Source organism: Pseudomonas sp. zfem003 (assembly GCF_032621675.1).
GTDB classification, from domain to species: Bacteria; Pseudomonadota; Gammaproteobacteria; order Pseudomonadales; family Pseudomonadaceae; genus Metapseudomonas; species Metapseudomonas otitidis.
Window position 1 is genome coordinate 144,191 of the sequence record NZ_JAVYJG010000007.1, and the last position, 14,629, is coordinate 158,819.

Genomic DNA, 14,629 nt, shown 5'->3' on the forward strand with positions numbered 1-14,629 from the left:
CGCCATCACTGTGCTAGACCGTTATTCATGGGTGGCTCGATCTGCCCGCCGCGTTCCAACCACCAGAGACGTCAACCGATGCGCCAGAACCTCCCCGTGACGCAACGAGAACGCACTTTTTCTCCTAGCGAGCGCCTGATTTCCACCACTGATCTCAGCAGCAAGATCACCTATTGCAACGACGCCTTCGTGGAAATCAGTGGATTTTCCCGCGAGGAGCTGGTCGGCCAACCCCACAACCTTGTGCGCCATCCGGACATGCCGCCGGCGGTGTTCGCGCACATGTGGGACACCCTCAAGCAGGGCAAGCCGTGGATGGGGCTGGTGAAGAACCGCTCCAAGAACGGCGATTTCTACTGGGTCAGCGCCTACGTCACCCCGGTCTACGAGGCGGGCAAGGTGGTGGGCTACGAGTCGGTGCGCTCGGTGCCCACCCGTGACCAGGTTCGCCGCGCCGATGCTCTCTATGCGCGGCTGCGGGCGGGCAAGTCGCCGGTGCCCTGGTACGACTACTGGGCTTACGACACGCTGCATTCCTGGCCGCTGATCCTGGCCACGGCCATCGTCCTGGGTGGGCACTACATCGTCACCGGCCCGTGGCTGCTGGTGTTGATGGCCGTGACCATGTTTGCCCTTGCCGCTTACCAGCGCTACGACAAGCGCCAGACCATCCGCCGCACCCTGGCGGAACACCCGAGGGCCTTCACCAGTGGCCTGGTGGCGTTGACCTACTCCACCAACAAGGGTGAGCAGGCGCTGCTGGACATGGCGATGATCAGCGAGGAGGCGCGCCTGCAGACGGCGCTCACCCGGCTGGAGGATGCCGCCAGCGGCGTGCGCACGCGGGCGATGGATTCGTCGCGCCTGGCCAGCTCCAGTGCCGACCTGCTGGAGCAGCAGCGCAGCGAGACGGACCAGTCCGCCACGGCCATCAACGAGATGGCGGCCACCATCCAGGAGGTCTCCACCAACGTGCAGAACACCGCCCACGCCGCCGAAGAGGCCGACCGTCTGGCTCAGCAGGGCCGCAGCCTGGCCGGCGAGAGTTTGGAGGCGATGGAGCACATGGCCAACGCGGTCAGCGAGATCGGCAAGGCGGTGAACGAGCTGGCGGAGTCGACCCAGTCCATCGGCAGCGTGGCCGACGTGATCACCTCCATCGCCGAGCAGACCAACCTGCTGGCGCTGAACGCCGCCATCGAGGCGGCCCGGGCCGGCGAGCAGGGCCGGGGCTTCGCGGTGGTGGCGGACGAGGTGCGTTCGCTGGCCTCGCGCACCCGCCAGTCCACCGAGCAGATCCACCAGATCATCGCCTCCCTGCGTTCCGGTGCGGACCGTGCGGTGGTCACCGCCAGCCGTGGCCAGGAAATCTCCCGGGACAGCGTCGGCAGCGTCGAGGCCGTGCGCGAGGCGCTGGAGGGGATCAGCAGTGCGGTGACGCGTATCACCGGCATGAGCCAGCAGATGGCCGCCGCTGCCGAGGAGCAGACCCAGGTGGCGGACGACATCAGCCGGCAGATCACCCGCATCGCCCAGCTCTCCGACAACAGCACCAACCAGGCCCTGGAAGGGGCCCAGATCAGCCAGGACCTGGAGCACATGGCCGAGTACCTGCACAGCCTGGCCGAACGCTTCAACCGCTGATTCCACACGCAGGGTGCCAGCGGACGGCACTCACCGGGCTCGGAGCCCGCCTGCGGCTGTGGCAGAATCCGCGCCCATGTCACGCCCCCAATGCCCCCGTTGCCAACGCCCCGAACGCCTGTGCCTGTGCCCGCTGATCCCCCGGCTGGACAGCCGCACCCGTGTGCTCGTGTTGCAGCACCCGAGCGAGGCCGGGCATGCCCTGAATACCGCGCGCTTCGCTGCCCTCGGGCTGCAGCAGGCGGAGCTGTGGGTGGGCGAGGTGTTCGCGGAGCTGCCGGCGCGGCTGGCCGACCCCGAGGTGGACGCGCGGCTGCTGTTTCCCGGCGAGGAAGCCCAGGTGCTGCCGGCCGGGCTGGTGGACGCGCCCCGCACGCTGCTGCTGGTGGTGCCTGACGGCACCTGGCGCAAGGCGCGCAAGCTGCTGCACCTCAACCCGGCGCTGGCCACGTTGCCCCGGGTGACGCTGCCCGAGGGCGAGCCCTCCCGCTATCGCCTGCGCAAGGCGCCGGGCCCCGGTGCGTTGTCCACCCTGGAGGCCATCACCCGCGCGCTGGAGCTGCTGGAGCCCGCCACCTGCTTCGAGGCGCTGCTGCGCCCGTTCGAGGCGCTGATCGAGGGGCAGATCTCCGCCATGGGGGCAGAGACCTACCAGCGCAATCACGCCGGGGCCGGGCCTTCCGCCGCGAAGCCGTAGCTGCGCTCCACCCGCGCGACGCGCACCTCGAACCGGCTGTACCACTGCGTGCGCCCCTTGGCCTGGGCGTCGCGGTGAGGCGCGTCCTGCTTCCAGGCGAGGATGTCCGCCTCGCTGCGCCAATAGGACAGGGTGATGCCCAGGCCCTGGGCATCCCGCACCGACTCCACCCCGAGGAAACCCGGCTGCCGACGCGCGCGTTCCACCATGTGATCGGCCATGGCCGCGTAGCCGTCGTCGCCCTCGGTGCGTTGCGAGATGAACATCACCACGTAGTAGGGCGGTTCCGGCAGCTGTGCCCGTGGCGTGGCGGCGCTCATGCCGCGCAGCTCCGCAGGAAGGCCTGCACCAGGGGCGCCGGCCGCTCGGCCAGGGCGGCGCGCTCGGGCTGGAAGAGGGTGGCGACGAAGAACGGGTGGTCGTCCCGTTCCACCGCGCGCAGGGCGCCGTCACTGCCGTGTGCGGAGGCGCTGAGCCCGGCGTTCAGCAAGGCCGGTTGAAGGTCCGGGTTGACGCCATAGCGGCAGTGGTAGCCCTCGAAGGCCATGGCGCTGCCGTAGGCACGGGCGAGCCGCGAGCCGGGTGTCAGGTGGATGGCCTCGATGCATTCCAACAGGGCGCAACTGAGCGGCGAGACTACCGCGAGGCCGGCCTCTGGGTCGGTCTCGGCATGGGCCGCTTCCACCCAGCCGAGCACGTTGCGGGCGTGTTCCAGCACCGCGTGCTGGAAGCCGCCGCAGGTGCCGAGGAATGGCAGCCCGCTGATCCGCGCATGGCGGATGCCGCGCAGGGCGCCCTCGGTGTCAGCGTAGGGGCTGCCGGGCACGCACCAGAGCCCGTGATGGCCGGCGAGGTGGCGGGGCTCCAGGCCCTGGGTGCCGATCCACTCGGCGCGCACGCGGATGCCGAGGCGCTCCGCGGCGTCCTCCAGGGCCAGGGGGATGGCACGGTGGGCGGTGATGGCGGGGTCGTGTTCGCCCAGCAGGGCGATGTGCAGGGGGGCGGTGCCGATCATGTCCGATCCTTGTCGAGAGGCCTTGTGTCAGGCAGGACGGACTATATGCTTGCGTTTCAGCACGCAGAATGGGCGTTCGTACCGATGAAGATTGCACCGATGCAATACAAGCTGGCCCAGGACGACCTTGCACTGGTGCTGGCGCTGGTGCGCGGCGGCAGCCTGGCGCGGGCCGCCGAACTGCTGCGGGTGGACGTCTCCACGGTGTTCCGCTCCATCCGCCGGCTGGAGCAGGCCCTGGGCAGCGAACTGTTCCAGAAGGGGCGTGGCGGCTACGTGCCCGGCGCGGCGGCGCGGCTGCTGGCGGAATAGGCCGAGCAGGCGGAACAGGCCCTGGAGGCGGCACAGCTGGCCCTGGAGCAGGGACGCGAGGTGCTCAGCGGGACGGTGCGGCTGACCTGCACGGACACGGTGCTGCAGGGCCTGGTGCTGCCGGTGCTGGCGCGCTTCATGCCGGCCTACCCGGCGCTGCGCCTGGAGCTGGCTACCTCCAACGACTTCGCCAACCTCAGCCGGCGCGACGCCGACATCGCCGTGCGCCTGACCCGCTCGCCGCCGCAGCACCTGGTGGGCCGCTGCCTGGGTGAGGTGCCCTACGTGGTCTGTGCCAGCCCGGCCTACCTGGCGAGCCAGACCGGCAGCGACCCGGCGCAGATGGCCTGGATCGCCCCGGACGATTTCCTGCCCGACCACGCCAGCGTGGCCTGGCGCCGCCAGCGCTTCCCGGCGCTGGTGCCGGCCTACCGCTGCAACAGCATGCTCTCTGTGGCGGAGCTGGCTCGCGCCGGGCTGGGGGTGGCGGTGCTGCCGCGCTTCCTGCTGGATGCGCGCCTGCAACCGCTGGACTTGCCGGCCGAGGGCTGCGGCAGTGCCCTGTGGCTGCTGACACGGCCCGACTGCCGCGGGCTGCGGGCGGTGGTTACGTTGTTCGACGAGCTGGCTCGGCACCTGCGGCTGTCGCCAGATGAGGCGGATCGGCCCGTTTGACGTAGCGGTGGCTGCCGCAGCGTTGGCAACGCTGGCAGAGCATTGGCTCGGCGCCGACTTCGGTTTCGTAGCCGTCCGTCCAGACGCAGCCGAGCAGGAAACAGTGCAGTCGCATGGAACCTCCCGGGGCAGGGCCCCCGTCGATGATCAGGCGTGACGCGGCGTTGTTGGGGTTGTGTGCCGTGCCCAGGAGACTCACGGAGGCGCTCTAGAATCGACAACCTAAACCGGTGAACGGTGCGCGCGGCCGTCGATGTGGGGAGCCAGCAGGTCGTCCAGCCAGTCCATGAAGGCGCGCACCCGCCGGGGTTGCAGGCGGTGGGCGTAGAGCAGGTTCAGGGGCAGTGGCGGGGCGCTCAGCTGGGGCAGCACCTCCACCAGTTCGCCGCTGGCCAGCAGCTCGGCCAGGCCCAGGCGCGGGGCCTGGATGATGCCGAGGCCGCCCAGGCAGGCGCCTTCGTAGGCGTCGGTGCTGTTCACCGTGAGACAGCCGCCCATGGGCAGGCGCACCAGGCGTCCATCCTGCTGGTATTCGAAGCCGACCGGCCGCGCGCCCAGTACCGGCTGGTAGTGCACCAGGTGGTGCCGGGCCAGGTCTTCCGCTGTCTGCGGTGTGCCGTGGCGGGCGAGGTAGGCGGGGCTGGCGCAGTTCACCAGGGGCAACTGGCCGAGGGTGCGGGCGATCAGGCTCGGGTCCATCAGCTCGCCGACCCGCAGCACGCAGTCGAAGCCTTCCCGCACCAGGTCGACGCGGCGATCGGTGCAGCTCAGCTCCAGTTCGAGGGCCGGGTGGCCGTGGAGGAACTCGGCCAGGCGCGGCATCACCCACTGGCGGGCGATGCGGTTGGGCAGGTCCACCCGCAGGCGGCCGGCCAGGGCGCCGTGGCCTTCACGGAACATGCCTTCGAGGTCGTCCACCTGGGCCAGCAGGGTCTGGCTGCGTTCATAGAGGGCGAGGCCGTCCTGGGTGGCGCGGACCTGGCGGGTGGTGCGCTGCAGCAGGCGCACGCCCAGTCGCTGCTCCAGTGCTTGTACCTGTTCGGAGACGCTGGAGCGGGGCAGGCCGAGGCTGGCGCTGGCCTGGGTGAAGCTCGACAGTTCGGTGACGCGCATGAAGGTGCGCAGCAGGTCGAGGGTGTCCATGGCGGTGCTCTCTGTTCGTAGATGGCGATCAGTATGTGCGGTTTTCCGGTGTTTATCGGATCAATCACGAACAATAGCCTGGAGTCCTTTCCATCCAACCGAGGACTTCGCCATGACCCGCAAGATCGTACTCATCACCGGTGCCAGCCGCGGCCTGGGCCGCAACGCCGCCCTGCAGCTGGCCGCCCGGGGCTTCGACCTGATCGGCACCTACCATTCGCGCCAGGACGAGGCCCGGGCCGTGGCGGATGAAGTGGCGCGCCTGGGCGGGCGGGCCGAGATGCTGCAGCTGGATGTGGGGGCCGTGTCCGGCTTCCCCGCCTTCGCCCGCCAGGTGGCCGAATGCCTGGAACAGCGCTTCGGCGGGGCGCGCCTCTATGCCCTGGTGAACAACGCCGGCATCGGTATCCATGCCCCCTGTGCGGAGACCACCGAGGCGCAGTTCGATCAGTTGCTGGGCATCCAGCTGAAGGGGCCGTTCTTCCTCACCCAGCACCTGCTGCCGCTGCTTGCCGACGGTGGGCGCATCCTCAACCTGTCCACCGGCCTGGCCCGCTTCAGCCTGCCCGGGTATGGCGCCTACGCGGCGATGAAGGGTGGGGTGGAGGTCTGGACCCGCTACCTGGCCCGGGAGCTGGGGCCGCGCGGCATCCGGGTGAACGTGCTGGCGCCGGGCGCCATCGAGACGGATTTCGGCGGCGGAGTGGTGCGGGACAACGCCGAGGTGAATGCCTTCGTGGCTGCCAACACCGCACTGGGGCGGGTCGGCCTGCCGGACGACATCGGCCAGGCGGTCGCCTTGCTGCTGGCGGAAGAGGCGGGCTGGATCACCGGCCAGCGGATCGAGGCCTCGGGCGGCATGTTCCTCTGACGGCGGAGCCAGGGCCGGTTGCGGTGACCGGCCCCTGTGCCACGCGGTGTGGGCGCTATTTCACCTTGCCTTCGAGCAGGGCATCCCAGGCGTCCACCATCTGGTGGTACTCGCCCTCGCAGCCGGCGGCGCGGTCTTCGTGCAGCAGTTCGTCGTCGACGAAGTACTGGAACTTGGCCGGATTGGAACCGTAGATGTAGCAGAGGAAGTTGACGGCTCGCTGGGCGTCCAGCGAGTGGGCGTCGTAGAAGGGCAGGTCGTCCAGGGAGCTGGCCTGCTCGGCGGACAGGCTGTAGGCGTAGGAGACGGTCATCAGGTAGTCCTCGCCCACCTCGTCGTTGGTCAGCATGTAGGCCACGAGCTGGTCGGCGACGTCTTCTTCCTTGCCGGTGATCTTCAGCTCCAGGACGTCGATGAAGGCATGGCCGGCTTCGTGGAACAGGGTGCCCATGAGGCTCTTGTAGAGCTCGTCGTTGACTTCGTCGGCGTCGTTGTCGGCCTGGGTGAACATCTCGCGTTCGCTGACGCCAAGTTCGTAGCACAGGGAAATGACGTTGGCTTGGTAGAAGGCGTTCGGCTCGTCGCACTCTTCGGCGACCACCTGGATGTCGTCGGGAATCCGGATGTAGTCGTTCATGGCCTCGCTGAAGTCTTCGAGGATCTTCCATTCGCGCCACTGCCGCGCTTCCGCCTTGTTGTCGTCCTGCTTGGCGGCCTTGTAGACCGGGATGAAGCGGCCGGCGGAGGCGCTGTCCGGCTGGGCGGCGCGAGCCGGTTCCCGGGTGCTTGCAGCCGAATGGCCATCGGGGCCCGGGAGCCCCGCGAGACTGAGCATGAGGACGGCGAGGGCGTTTCTACACAGGGCGCGCATTGCGTGGTGGCTCCGCAGGCGATGAGGTTCGGAAGGGGCGCCAGCCGGGGGCTCCCGGGGGCGTGGCGAATTCTAGTGGGAGGAGGTGGTGGGCTGTCTATCGCAGGCTGCGCCTGGCCGGAAGGCCGTCACGGTTGATGTGAGGGGGGGCGGCGGCTGCGCTTCTGGGCAGGCGGGGGGCGGTATCAGACAAGCCGGCAGGGAGCGGGGGCTCTAGGGTGGGCGTTCGATTCCCTACTGCCTGGAGTGCTCATGTCCGATTTCATCACTGTCCTGCGTGAAACCTGCCCGACGCCCGTGCTCGACGCCACCAAGTGGAAGCGCATCGGCGGCGACCCGCACACCGTGAACCTGAACGCCTACACCTCGGCCGATGGCAGCAAGATCATGGGCACCTGGATCTGCACCCCCGGCAAGTTCGAGGTGAACTACGAGAAGTGGGAGTACTGCCACTTCCTCGATGGCTACTGCATCATCACGCCGGAAGGCGAGGCGCCGGTGCACCTGCGGGCCGGTGATGTGTTCGTCATCGAGCCCGGCCTGAAGGGCACCTGGGAGGTGGTGGAGACAGTGCGCAAGTACTTCGTCTTCGCCTGATCCACCGGGCCGGACGCGTCCTGCGTCCGGCCTGCCACACAATCGCCACGCAATGCCCACACCCTCTCCCTGCGCCGTTCACAGGCGCGCGCGATAACACCCGCATCTTCTTCCGACGCTGGGTGTTCCCATGGATGTACTGCTGCTCAACCCGCCCCATACCGCCATCGGCAGCCGCATGCCCCGCGAGCACCTGCCGCCCCTCGGCCTGCTCAGCGTGGGCGGCCCGTTGCTGGACGCGGGCTTTGCCGTGCGCTTGCTGGATGCCGACCGGGAGGGTTTGGCGCTGCCGGCCATCGTGGCGCGGGTGGTGGACCTGGCGCCGGCGGTGGTGATGCTGGGGCACTCCGGTTCCAGTTCGGCCCATGTGACGGTGGTGGAAATCTGCCAAGCGCTGAAGGCGCTGCTGCCGGGGCTGCGCATCGTCTATGGCGGGGTGCACCCGACCTATCACTGGGACGAGATCCTCCGGGAGGTGGAGGCGATCGACCTGATCGTGCGCGGCGAGGGCGAGCAGACGGCGCTGTCGCTGATGCAGGCCCTGGCGGCTGGGCTGCCTCTGGAGGCGGTGCCGGGCATCGCCCTGCGGGTGGCCGGGGTGCCACAGGCCACGGCGGATGCGCCGATGCTGCGCAACCTGGACGACTACCGGGTGGGCTGGGAGCTGATCGACCACGCGGACTACAGCTACTGGGGTGGCAAGCGGGCGGTGGTGGTGCAGTTCTCCCGTGGGTGTCCGCACCTGTGCAATTACTGCGGGCAGCGGGGCTTCTGGACGCGCTGGCGCCATCGCGATCCGGTGCGGCTGGCACGCGAGCTGGCCTGGCTGCACCGGGAGAAGGGGGTGGAGTTGGTGAACTTCGCCGACGAGCTGCCCACCGGTTCACGCAAGGCCTGGCGGGCCTTTCTCGAAGCGCTGATCGCCGAGCAAGTGCCGCTGCTGCTGGTGGGGTCCACCCGTGCCGGGGACATCGTGCGCGATGCGGACATCCTCCACCTGTATCGCCAGGCGGGGGTGATCCGCTTTCTGCTGGGGATCGAGAGCTACGACGAGGCGACCCTGAAGGCCATCCGCAAGGGGGCGACGCCCAGGGAGGACCAGCAGGCGATCCGCCTGTTGCGCCAGCACGGCATCGTGTCGATGGCCACCTATGTGGTGGGGTTCCAGGAGGAGCGGGATGGCGACTACTGGCGCTCGTTCCGCCATCTGCTGCGCTACGACCCGGACCAGATCCAGCTGCTGTACGTCACGCCGCACCGCTGGACGCCGTTCTATGCGCTGGCCGAATCGCGGGAGGTGATCCAGACCGACACCCGCCGCTGGGACTACAAGCACCAGGTGCTGGCGGTGCGGCAGGTGCCGGCGTGGCGGGTGTTCCTCTGGTTCAAGCTGATCGAGCTGGGGATGCAGGCGCGGCCCAAGGCGCTGTGGCGGGTGCTGTTCCACCGGGATGCCGAGGTGCGCCACGCGATGCGCTGGTACACGCGCATCGGCCGGCGGGTGTGGTTCCACGAGGTGGTGGAATTCTTACTGGGGCCGCGCGTGCTGCGGCGCGGGCCGACGCTCAAGGCGTTTCTCGGGGCGTCGTTGGCCGAGCGGGAGTACGTGCTGGATGTGCGCAAGCGTGCGCGGGCGGAGCCGGTGGAGGTGCGCTGACGGGGGAGGCAAAAAGAGGCCGTCACGAGGACGGCCTGAAAAGGGATGGAGGCGTGGCTGTGGGGCGGCCTCCACCGAGCCCTTCGGGGATCAGAGCGGGACGGTCCTCAGTTCGATGGCCTTGAGCCATTTGACGTGGCGTGGGCCGGGGTGGCGGTCACAGCCGGAGACCAGGGCGATGTGGCCGACCTCGGGTGGCAGGGGCTGGCCGTGCTGGGCGTACACCACCAGGACGCCGTCGCCGACTGAGGTGTTGAGCAGCTCGTTCCAGCTGAACAGGGCGATGTAGGCGTCGCTGGCGTGGGCGACGAGGTAGGCGCGTTTCCAGGCCTTGGGGTCATCGCCGGCGAGGGCGGCCCGTTGCACCACGTCGCGCAGCAGGGCGCCTCGGTAGCCTTTGTATTCGGCGTTGGCGACATCACCGCCACAGGCCTTGGCGACGTCGACGTCGACGTAGTCGTGGGCGGGGAGCGTGCGCAGGGCGTCGACGTCGAGGGTGAGGGCGTGCTGCACCTCGCCGATGACCTGCAGGGTGTCAGTGACGTAGGTGGATGGGTCGTCCGGGACGAACGCGGCAGCGTGCAGGGCTGGGCTGAGCAGCAGGCCGAGGGCGAGGGGCAGGAGCGGTCGGTGGGTCATGGTCAGAACTCGTAGCGCAGGTTGGTGAAGTACTGCCGGCCGGGCTCGGGGTAGCCGTCGGACACTTCGTAGTCCTCGTCGCTGAGGTTGTTGACGCCCGCTTCGACGCTGACGCCGTGGGTGAGGTCGAAGCTGGCCTTGAGGTCGATGCGGGTGAAGGGCGAGACCTGGGCGGTGTCGGAGGACCAGCGCTGGTCGGCGTGCTCGATGAAGGCGATGAGGTGCAGGCGTTCGATGGGGGCGTAGTCGACCCAGGTGTTGAGCTTGTTGCGCGGGGTGTCGGTGAGGCGGGTGCGGGAGCTGAGGTTGCGCCGTTCGAGGTAGGTGTAGGCGAAGCCGGTCTCCAGGCTTTCGCCGATGCGCTGCTTGAGGCTCAGTTCGGCGCCGCGGTGGCGGGCTTCGTTGATGTTCTGCATCTGGTCGCGGCCGGGCTGGACGTTGCGGACGCGCTGGATGAGGTCGTCGATGTCGCTGCGGAAGACGGCGGCCTCCAGGTGCGCGCCGGACCAGGGCTGGCCCTGGTAGCCGAGCTCGTAGTGGGTGGCGTGCTCGGGGGCGAGGCCGGGATTTTCGATGAAGGTGCCGAAGCGCAGGGAGTAGCGGTCCTTGAGGGTGGGCAGGCGGCTCTTGCGGGCGATGCTGGCGTAGAGGCGGTGGTCCGGCGTGGGATCGAAGTACAGGGCGGTCTGCCAGTTGTTGGCGTGTTGGGTGTCGGGCCGGGCGTAGGTGTCGGCATCCACCGGGGTGAGGGTGTCGCGGCTGGCGCCGAGGGCCAGGTGCCAGCGTTCTTCGAGGCGGATGTAGTCCTCGACTGCGATGGAGGTGAGCCGGTCTTCCAGGCGCTTGGTGGTGCGCTGGCCGTCGTCCTCTTCGTGGCGGTCCTGCTTGTAGGCGTACTGCAGCTTGATCTGGTGGGCGTCGAGGCGGTCGGTCTGCAGTTGCAGGGAGCCGCCCATGACGTGGTCGTCGTAGTTGCTGCTGCCGGTGCTGGAGAGTGACTGGGGGTTGTTGCCGCTGGTGGCGAGGCGGCTGTAGGTGGCGTTGGTGTAACCGTCGAGGCCGTTGGTGTAGTGGTCGGCGTAGGCGCGCAGGCGCAGGGTCTCGTAGTCGCTGAGGGCGTGGTTGCCGATGAAGTAGTAGCTCTCCTTGTCCCAGTAGGGCCAGCGCCAGTAACGCTGGGTGGCGCTGGGGTCGGTGCTGGGGGGCTGGCCTTTCTGGCCGTCCTGGCGGACGTAGCCGAGTGCGTATTCGTCGGTTTCGTTGGGGGTGAGGCCGATCTTTAGGGACTGCTTGCGGTCGTCGTAGTCGCTGTTCTCGCGGTGGTGGCCGTTCTCCCGGACGGTGCTGCGGAAGTCGTCGGAGAGCCGGTAGTAGTCGGCTTCGTGCTGGGAGGCGGAGGCCTGGAGGTACCAGCTGCCCTGGTTGGTGCCGAGGTTGACGCTCTTGCGCTGCAGGCCGCCGGTGCCGGCACCGAGGCTGACGTCACCTTCGAAGGCGCTGTCGGGGCGGCGGGTGATGAGGTTGATGGCGCCGCCGAGGGTGTTCGGGCCGTAGAGGGTGGAGCTCATGCCCTTGGCGACCTGGATGGCGGCGAGGTCGCTGGTGGTGAAGCGGTCGAGGTCGACGTAGCCGTCGTAGGGGACGTACACGGGGATTCCGTCGACGAAGATCGGCACCTGGCGGGCGTCGAAGCCGCGCAGGCTGATGGTGCCTTCGTTGCGGGCGTTGGTGCTGGTGCTGATGCCGCTCAGCAGGTTGAGGGCGTCGGTGACGGTGTGGCGCTCGAAGCGCTGCATGTCGCGGGCGTCGACCGAGGAGGCGACCTGGTCGCCGAAGTCGCTGGCCTGGCTGGAGGGGGCGCTGATCAGCAGTTCGCCCAGGCTGAAGACCTGGCTGGCGGCGTTGGCCGGCTGCGGAGGGAGGACGGCGCCAAGGGCACCCAGGGCCAGGAGGGGGAGGCGTGTGGTGAGAAGGTTCATGGTTGCTCGCTGTGTATTTTTTTATATAGCGATGGGCGTGACGGGACGCATCGGGCATTCGCCTGGGCGTCTCTTGCCGGCGTTGGCGTCCGGCTGGCGCAGGTTATCCGAGCGCTTCGCCAATCGCTATATATTTTTTTGTATAGCGATGTCAGTCGAGATCGAGATGGGGTTGCTTGCTGCAGCGCAGGAGGGCGGACTCCAGGCGGCGGTCGGGCATGGCGTGGGCGCGCAGGCTGTTGACGGTCTGCTCGACGTAGTCGCGCGTGGTGCCGTAATGGCCGCAGGCACGGGCGAAGACGTGGGTGAGGACGTGATCCGGCAGGGCGCCGGCGTAGCAGGCGAAGTTGCGCCGCAGGACGAAGCCGAGGGCCTGGACGCGCCGGCCGTCTTCGAGGCGGCAGTCCAGCCAGCGCGGCTGGTAGGCGGCGTCGGGCATCTCCCGCTGCCAGAGTGCGAGCAGGTGGCGCTCGAGGTGTTCGTCGGGCAGGCGGTAGGCGAAGCCGGAGCAGGAACCGCCACGGTCGAGTCCGAGCACGAGGCCGGGGGCATCGGGGGTGCCCCGGTGGATCTGCGACCACAGGTAGAGGCCGCGGTGGTAGCCGTGGATGCGGGCGCGGCTGCGTTCGACGGCAGGGCATTCCGGGCGCCAGATGAGCGAGCCGTAGGCGAACAGCCAGACAGGGCCGCCCTTGTGCTGGGCCATGGTGGCGTCGAGGGAGGCCTGGAGTTCGCCGGCGGTGAGGTGAACCGGCTGTTCGAGCTGGGGCGGGTAGGGGGCTGGCGGGGCGTCGGGGCGGCCGGGCATGGCGTGGATGGCCTCGGTGGTGCGGTGGAGCGGTACGGGTTCCGTTTTAGCAGGCCGGGAGGGGGTTGGGGAATGACGTTCGTCAGCTTTCTGCATGGCCAAACGAAGAACGGCACCCCTGGGGTGCCGTTCGGTGCCTTGCGCTCGTGTCAGTCGTGCAGGTGCTCGGCGGCGTGCAGGGTGTTCTCCAGCAGGCAGGCTCGGGTCATGGGGCCGACGCCGCCGGGAACCGGGGTGATCCAGCTGGCGCGCTGCAGGGCGGGCTCGTACTCGACGTCGCCGACCAGCTTGCCGTCTTCCTGGCGGTTGATGCCGACGTCGATGACGATGGCGCCTTCCTTGATCCATTCACCTTTCACCAGGCCGGGCTTGCCGGCGGCGACCACCACCAGGTCGGCACGGCCAACGTGGCCGGCGAGGTCCTTGGTGAAGCGGTGGGTGACGGTGACGGTGCAGCCGGCGAGCAGCAGTTCGAGGGCCATGGGGCGGCCGACGATGTTGGAGGCGCCGACGACCACCGCGTCCATGCCATAGAGGTTTGCGCCGGTGCTTTCCAGGAGGGTCATGATGCCCTTCGGGGTACAGGGGCGCAGCAGCGGGATGCGCTGGGCGAGGCGGCCGATGTTGTAGGGGTGGAAGCCGTCCACGTCCTTGTCCGGGCTGATGCGCTCCAGCAGCAGGGAGGCGTCGAGGTGCGCGGGCAGGGGCAGCTGGACCAGGATGCCGTCGATGGCCGGGTCCTGATTCAGGCGGTCGATCAGGGCGAGCAGTTCGTCCTGGCGGGTGCTGGCGGGCAGGTCATGGGCCTGGGAAATGAAACCGACTTCCTCGCAGTCCTTGCGCTTGTGCGCGACATAGACTTGCGAGGCGGGATCGCTGCCCACCAGGATCACGGCCAGGCCGGGAATGCGCAGTCCTTGCTGGCGGCGTTCAGCTACTCGCTGGGCTATCTGCTGGCGGAGGCGGGCGGCGATCGTTTTGCCGTCGATCAGTTGTGCGGTCATGACGCGTGATTAACCATTAGGAAGGAGCGAAAAAGGGCGCGTATTCTCGCATGGCGTGCCTGCGGGGCAAAGGCGGCTGCCGGGCATTTTCCCGTAACCCCTTTATCTTTCTAAATTTTTTTCATTTTTTTGTTGACGGGTAGTGGGGGCAGCTATAACATGCGCCCCGCTTGTCGAGCACAGCCACTAGCTGGGTAAGACGGCAAACGTAGAAGTCTCAAGGCTTCTGCTGAAGCCGAAAGCTTCGAAGAGTCTGCTCCGGTAGATGATCGAGCGCCCGTAGCTCAGCTGGATAGAGCATCCGCCTTCTAAGCGGATGGTCGCAGGTTCGAGTCCTGCCGGGCGTGCCATTTGGCAGTCTTGGCACAAGCAAAGTGAAATATGGTGGGCGTAGCTCAGTTGGTAGAGCACAGGATTGTGGCTCCTGGTGTCGTGGGTTCGATTCCCATCGTCCACCCCATATTCTGCGAAGACGCCAGGCCAAGTGCCTGGCGTTTTTGTTTCCAGCGTCGAAAGCGGACGTGGTGAAATTGGTAGACACACCAGATTTAGGTTCTGGCGCCGCAAGGTGTGAGAGTTCGAGTCTCTCCGTCCGCACCATCTTCTAATCCGGTAGCCTCCGCTACCGTCCTCAAAGCCCCGCAGTTCTAGGGGCTTCCAGCGAATTAGGTTTCGCACTCTTCCGCGTGTTTTCGTTAGCAGCCGTGATTTTTTAGT

At 68.1% G+C, this 14,629-nt stretch carries 14 protein-coding genes, 3 tRNA genes and 2 pseudogenes; 10 read left to right on the forward strand and 9 right to left on the reverse strand.

Going from position 1 to position 14,629, the window contains the following annotated elements:
* Window positions 1–78: 78 nt before the first annotated feature.
* The 3 genes and pseudogenes from RTK35_RS30610 to RTK35_RS17525 form a co-directional block, all read left to right on the forward strand.
* Window positions 79–360, forward strand: a pseudogene (locus RTK35_RS30610) (PAS domain-containing protein); the annotation flags it as partial.
* A 252-nt stretch (window positions 361–612) separates the two neighbouring features.
* The gene (locus RTK35_RS17520) at window positions 613–1,644 is read left to right on the forward strand and encodes a methyl-accepting chemotaxis protein (protein WP_371320900.1); all 1,032 of its coding nucleotides are present in this window, start codon (window positions 613–615) and stop codon (window positions 1,642–1,644) included.
* Window positions 1,645–1,720: 76 nt separating this feature from the next.
* A complete protein-coding gene (locus RTK35_RS17525) occupies window positions 1,721–2,341 on the forward strand; it encodes a tRNA-uridine aminocarboxypropyltransferase (RefSeq protein ID WP_316908597.1) in 621 nt (206 codons plus the stop codon).
* Here RTK35_RS17525 and RTK35_RS17530 read toward each other — a convergent pair.
* Both RTK35_RS17530 and RTK35_RS17535 read right to left on the reverse strand, forming a co-directional pair.
* A complete protein-coding gene (locus tag RTK35_RS17530; protein ID WP_316908598.1) occupies window positions 2,305–2,661 on the reverse strand; it encodes an antibiotic biosynthesis monooxygenase in 357 nt (118 codons plus the stop codon). The two genes, RTK35_RS17525 and RTK35_RS17530, sit on opposite strands and share 37 nt — an antisense overlap.
* On the reverse strand, window positions 2,658–3,356 hold the full coding sequence (locus RTK35_RS17535) for a glutamine amidotransferase-related protein (protein WP_316908599.1): 699 nt from the start codon (window positions 3,354–3,356) through the stop codon (window positions 2,658–2,660). Before RTK35_RS17535 ends, RTK35_RS17530 begins: the two co-directional genes overlap by 4 nt.
* Before the next feature lie 45 nt (window positions 3,357–3,401).
* Between RTK35_RS17535 and RTK35_RS17540 the strand changes: the two are divergent.
* Window positions 3,402–4,343: pseudogene (locus tag RTK35_RS17540) on the forward strand (LysR family transcriptional regulator).
* Here the strand turns inward: RTK35_RS17540 and RTK35_RS17545 are convergent.
* Together RTK35_RS17545 and RTK35_RS17550 are read right to left on the reverse strand one after the other, a co-directional pair.
* Entirely contained in the window at window positions 4,276–4,458 is a 183-nt protein-coding gene (locus RTK35_RS17545; RefSeq protein WP_082078258.1) for a PSPA7_2676 family Cys-rich small protein, read from the reverse strand. The pseudogene RTK35_RS17540 and the gene RTK35_RS17545 sit on opposite strands and share 68 nt — an antisense overlap.
* Window positions 4,459–4,565: 107 nt before the next feature.
* Window positions 4,566–5,486, reverse strand: coding sequence for a LysR family transcriptional regulator (locus RTK35_RS17550; protein WP_316908600.1), 921 nt, complete (start codon window positions 5,484–5,486; stop codon window positions 4,566–4,568).
* Between the two features lie 112 nt (window positions 5,487–5,598).
* Between RTK35_RS17550 and RTK35_RS17555 the strand changes: the two genes are divergently transcribed.
* A complete protein-coding gene (locus RTK35_RS17555) occupies window positions 5,599–6,357 on the forward strand; it encodes an SDR family NAD(P)-dependent oxidoreductase (protein WP_107331443.1) in 759 nt (252 codons plus the stop codon).
* 55 nt (window positions 6,358–6,412) lie between these two features.
* Here the strand turns inward: RTK35_RS17555 and RTK35_RS17560 are convergent, their stop codons facing one another.
* Window positions 6,413–7,228, reverse strand: a complete 816-nt coding sequence (locus tag RTK35_RS17560) for a DUF4344 domain-containing metallopeptidase (protein WP_305832586.1) — start codon at window positions 7,226–7,228, stop codon at window positions 6,413–6,415.
* Between the two features lie 252 nt (window positions 7,229–7,480).
* On the opposite strand from RTK35_RS17560, the gene RTK35_RS17565 reads away from it, so the two are divergent.
* Together RTK35_RS17565 and bchE are read left to right on the forward strand one after the other, a co-directional pair.
* Window positions 7,481–7,825, forward strand: coding sequence for a cupin domain-containing protein (locus tag RTK35_RS17565; protein WP_044408357.1), 345 nt, complete (start codon window positions 7,481–7,483; stop codon window positions 7,823–7,825).
* Window positions 7,826–7,955: 130 nt separating this feature from the next.
* Window positions 7,956–9,482 carry a magnesium-protoporphyrin IX monomethyl ester anaerobic oxidative cyclase gene (gene bchE, locus RTK35_RS17570; RefSeq protein ID WP_316908601.1) on the forward strand — a complete coding sequence of 509 codons (1,527 nt, stop codon included), beginning with the start codon at window positions 7,956–7,958 and terminating at the stop codon, window positions 9,480–9,482.
* Window positions 9,483–9,572: 90 nt separating this feature from the next.
* Here bchE and RTK35_RS17575 read toward each other — a convergent pair whose 3' ends face one another.
* From RTK35_RS17575 to folD, 4 genes are all read right to left on the reverse strand, one after another.
* Window positions 9,573–10,121, reverse strand: coding sequence for a molybdopterin-dependent oxidoreductase (locus RTK35_RS17575; RefSeq protein ID WP_316908602.1), 549 nt, complete (start codon window positions 10,119–10,121; stop codon window positions 9,573–9,575).
* A 2-nt stretch (window positions 10,122–10,123) separates the two neighbouring features.
* Window positions 10,124–12,100, reverse strand: coding sequence for a TonB-dependent receptor (locus RTK35_RS17580; RefSeq protein WP_316908603.1), 1,977 nt, complete (start codon window positions 12,098–12,100; stop codon window positions 10,124–10,126).
* A 151-nt stretch (window positions 12,101–12,251) separates the two neighbouring features.
* Window positions 12,252–12,908, reverse strand: a complete 657-nt coding sequence (locus RTK35_RS17585) for a gamma-glutamylcyclotransferase (RefSeq protein WP_044408349.1) — start codon at window positions 12,906–12,908, stop codon at window positions 12,252–12,254.
* 149 nt (window positions 12,909–13,057) lie between these two features.
* Window positions 13,058–13,912, reverse strand: a complete 855-nt coding sequence (gene folD / locus RTK35_RS17590) for a bifunctional methylenetetrahydrofolate dehydrogenase/methenyltetrahydrofolate cyclohydrolase FolD (RefSeq protein ID WP_316908604.1) — start codon at window positions 13,910–13,912, stop codon at window positions 13,058–13,060.
* A 273-nt stretch (window positions 13,913–14,185) separates the two neighbouring features.
* Between folD and RTK35_RS17595 the strand changes: the two genes are divergently transcribed.
* From RTK35_RS17595 to RTK35_RS17605, 3 genes are all read left to right on the forward strand, one after another.
* Window positions 14,186–14,262, forward strand: a tRNA-Arg gene (locus RTK35_RS17595).
* Window positions 14,263–14,296: 34 nt separating this feature from the next.
* A tRNA-His gene (locus RTK35_RS17600) sits at window positions 14,297–14,372 on the forward strand.
* A 55-nt stretch (window positions 14,373–14,427) separates the two neighbouring features.
* Window positions 14,428–14,512 (forward strand) — tRNA-Leu (locus tag RTK35_RS17605).
* The last annotated feature ends 117 nt before the right edge of the window (window positions 14,513–14,629 follow it).

Excerpts from the sequence above, each read along its gene's own strand:
- RTK35_RS17520 (WP_371320900.1), top strand. The coding sequence starts at position 613 with ATGGCCGTGACCATGTTTGCCCTTGCCGCTTACCAGCGCTACGACAAG.
- RTK35_RS17525 (WP_316908597.1), top strand. The coding sequence starts at position 1,721 with ATGTCACGCCCCCAATGCCCCCGTTGCCAACGCCCCGAACGCCTGTGC.
- RTK35_RS17530 (WP_316908598.1), bottom strand. The coding sequence starts at position 2,661 with ATGAGCGCCGCCACGCCACGGGCACAGCTGCCGGAACCGCCCTACTAC.
- RTK35_RS17535 (WP_316908599.1), bottom strand. The coding sequence starts at position 3,356 with ATGATCGGCACCGCCCCCCTGCACATCGCCCTGCTGGGCGAACACGAC.
- RTK35_RS17545 (WP_082078258.1), bottom strand. The coding sequence starts at position 4,458 with ATGCGACTGCACTGTTTCCTGCTCGGCTGCGTCTGGACGGACGGCTAC.
- RTK35_RS17550 (WP_316908600.1), bottom strand. The coding sequence starts at position 5,486 with ATGGACACCCTCGACCTGCTGCGCACCTTCATGCGCGTCACCGAACTG.
- RTK35_RS17555 (WP_107331443.1), top strand. The coding sequence starts at position 5,599 with ATGACCCGCAAGATCGTACTCATCACCGGTGCCAGCCGCGGCCTGGGC.
- RTK35_RS17560 (WP_305832586.1), bottom strand. The coding sequence starts at position 7,228 with ATGCGCGCCCTGTGTAGAAACGCCCTCGCCGTCCTCATGCTCAGTCTC.
- RTK35_RS17565 (WP_044408357.1), top strand. The coding sequence starts at position 7,481 with ATGTCCGATTTCATCACTGTCCTGCGTGAAACCTGCCCGACGCCCGTG.
- bchE (WP_316908601.1), top strand. The coding sequence starts at position 7,956 with ATGGATGTACTGCTGCTCAACCCGCCCCATACCGCCATCGGCAGCCGC.
- RTK35_RS17575 (WP_316908602.1), bottom strand. The coding sequence starts at position 10,121 with ATGACCCACCGACCGCTCCTGCCCCTCGCCCTCGGCCTGCTGCTCAGC.
- RTK35_RS17580 (WP_316908603.1), bottom strand. The coding sequence starts at position 12,100 with ATGAACCTTCTCACCACACGCCTCCCCCTCCTGGCCCTGGGTGCCCTT.
- RTK35_RS17585 (WP_044408349.1), bottom strand. The coding sequence starts at position 12,908 with ATGCCCGGCCGCCCCGACGCCCCGCCAGCCCCCTACCCGCCCCAGCTC.
- folD (WP_316908604.1), bottom strand. The coding sequence starts at position 13,912 with ATGACCGCACAACTGATCGACGGCAAAACGATCGCCGCCCGCCTCCGC.